At 69.4% G+C, this 2,001-nt stretch carries 1 protein-coding gene; it reads left to right on the forward strand.

The annotated features are described in order from the left end of the window. Nucleotides 1-5: 5 nt before the first annotated feature. Nucleotides 6-2,001 (forward strand): phosphoketolase family protein (locus VIM19_10500; GenBank protein ID HEY5185313.1); only part of this gene is annotated, 1,996 nt, incomplete at its 3' end.

A 2,001-nucleotide genomic window follows, 5' to 3' on the forward strand; every position in this document is an offset into this window, starting at 1 on the left:
GGGCCATCGGTGCGCTCCCGGGCACCCAGGGGGGCTCGGTCGGGCAGATCTACCTGCTCGACAACCCGCTGCTGGCCGAGCCGCTGCAGCCGCAGCACACCAAGCCGCGGCTGCTGGGGCACTGGGGGACCACGCCGGGGCTCAACTTCGTGTACGCCCACATGAACCGGGTGATTCGGAACTGGGACCTGAACGCGATCTTCGTCGTGGGGCCGGGTCACGGCGGACCGGCCGCGGTGGCCAACGCCTACCTGGAGGGCACCTACTCCGAGGTGTACCCGCACATCGGACGGAACACGGTCGGGCTGCAGCGGCTGTTCCGGCAGTTCTCCTTCCCCGGCGGGATCCCGTCCCACGTCGCCCCGGAGACCCCCGGCTCGATCCACGAGGGCGGCGAGCTCGGCTACTCCCTGTCACACGCGTACGGCGCGGCCTTCGACAACCCCGACCTGCTGATCTGCTGCGTCGTGGGCGACGGCGAGGCGGAGACCGGGCCGCTGGCCACCGGCTGGCACTCCAACAAGTTCCTCAACCCGGTCACCGACGGCGTGGTGCTGCCGATCCTGCACCTGAACGGCTACAAGATCGCCAATCCGACGATACTGGCGCGGATCGGTGACGACGAGCTGACCTCGCTGCTGGAGGGGTACGGCCACTCGGTGCACTGGGTCTCCGGGGACGACCCTGAGCAGATGCACCAGCTGATGGCCGGCACGCTGGACGCCGTCCTGGAGGAGATCACCGCGATCCAGCGGGCGGCCCGCGAGGGTGGAGACCTCTCCCGGCCACGCTGGCCGATGATCGTGCTGCGCACGCCCAAGGGCTGGACCGGTCCGAAGACGGTCGACGGACTGCCGGCGGAGGGCTCCTGGCGGTCGCACCAGGTACCGCTGGCCGAGGTCCGGACCAACCCGGAGCACCTCGCCCGGCTGGAGTCCTGGATGCGCAGCTACCGCCCCGAGGAGCTGTTCGAGGAGGACGGCTCCCTGATCGCCGAGCTCGCGGCGCTGCCACCGAAGGAACACCGGCGGATGAGCGCGAACCCTCACGCGAACGGGGGGCTGCTGCTGCACGACCTGACCCTGCCCGACTTCCGCGACTACGCCGTCGACGTCAGTCGGCCGGGGACGACGTTCGCCGAGGCGACCCGGGTGCTGGGCGGCTACCTGCGCGACGTGATCCGGGACAACCCGGCGGACTTCCGGATCTTCGGCCCGGACGAGACCGCGTCGAACCGGCTGCAGGCCGCCTTCGAGGTCACCGACCGGCAGTGGATGGCCGAGCTGCTGCCCACCGACGACCACCTCGCCCCGCACGGCCAAGTGGTCGAGATGCTGTCTGAGCACCAGTGCCAGGGCTGGCTGGAGGGGTACCTGCTGACCGGCCGGCACGGGCTGTTCAACTGCTACGAGGCGTTCATCCACATCATCGACTCGATGTTCAACCAGCACGCCAAGTGGCTCAAGGTCACCCGGGACATCCCGTGGCGCCGGCCGGTGGCCTCGTTGAACTACCTGTTGTCCTCGCACGTGTGGCGGCAGGACCACAACGGGTTCTCCCACCAGGACCCGGGGTTCATCGACCACGTGGTGAACAAGAAGTCCGGGATCATCCGGGTGTACCTGCCGCCGGACGCGAACACGCTGCTGTCCGTGGCCGACCACGCCCTGCGCAGCCGCCACTACGTCAACGTGATCGTTGCCGGCAAGCAGGCGTCGCTGAACTACCTGTCCATCGACGACGCCGTCTTGCACTGCACCCGCGGGATCGGCATCTGGGACTTCGCCTCGAACGACGCCGGGGAGCCGGACGTGGTGATGGGCTGCTGCGGTGACGTACCGACCCTGGAGACCCTGGCCGCGGTCGACATCCTGCGCCGCGAGCTGCCAGACCTGAGGGTCCGCGTGGTCAACGTGGTCGACCTGATGCGGCTGCAGCCGGACTCCGAGCACCCGCACGGGCTGTCCGACCGGGAGTTCGACACGCTGTTCACCACCGACC

This window comes from Actinomycetes bacterium, assembly GCA_036510875.1.
Taxonomy (GTDB): Bacteria; Actinomycetota; Actinomycetes; order Prado026; family Prado026; genus DATCDE01.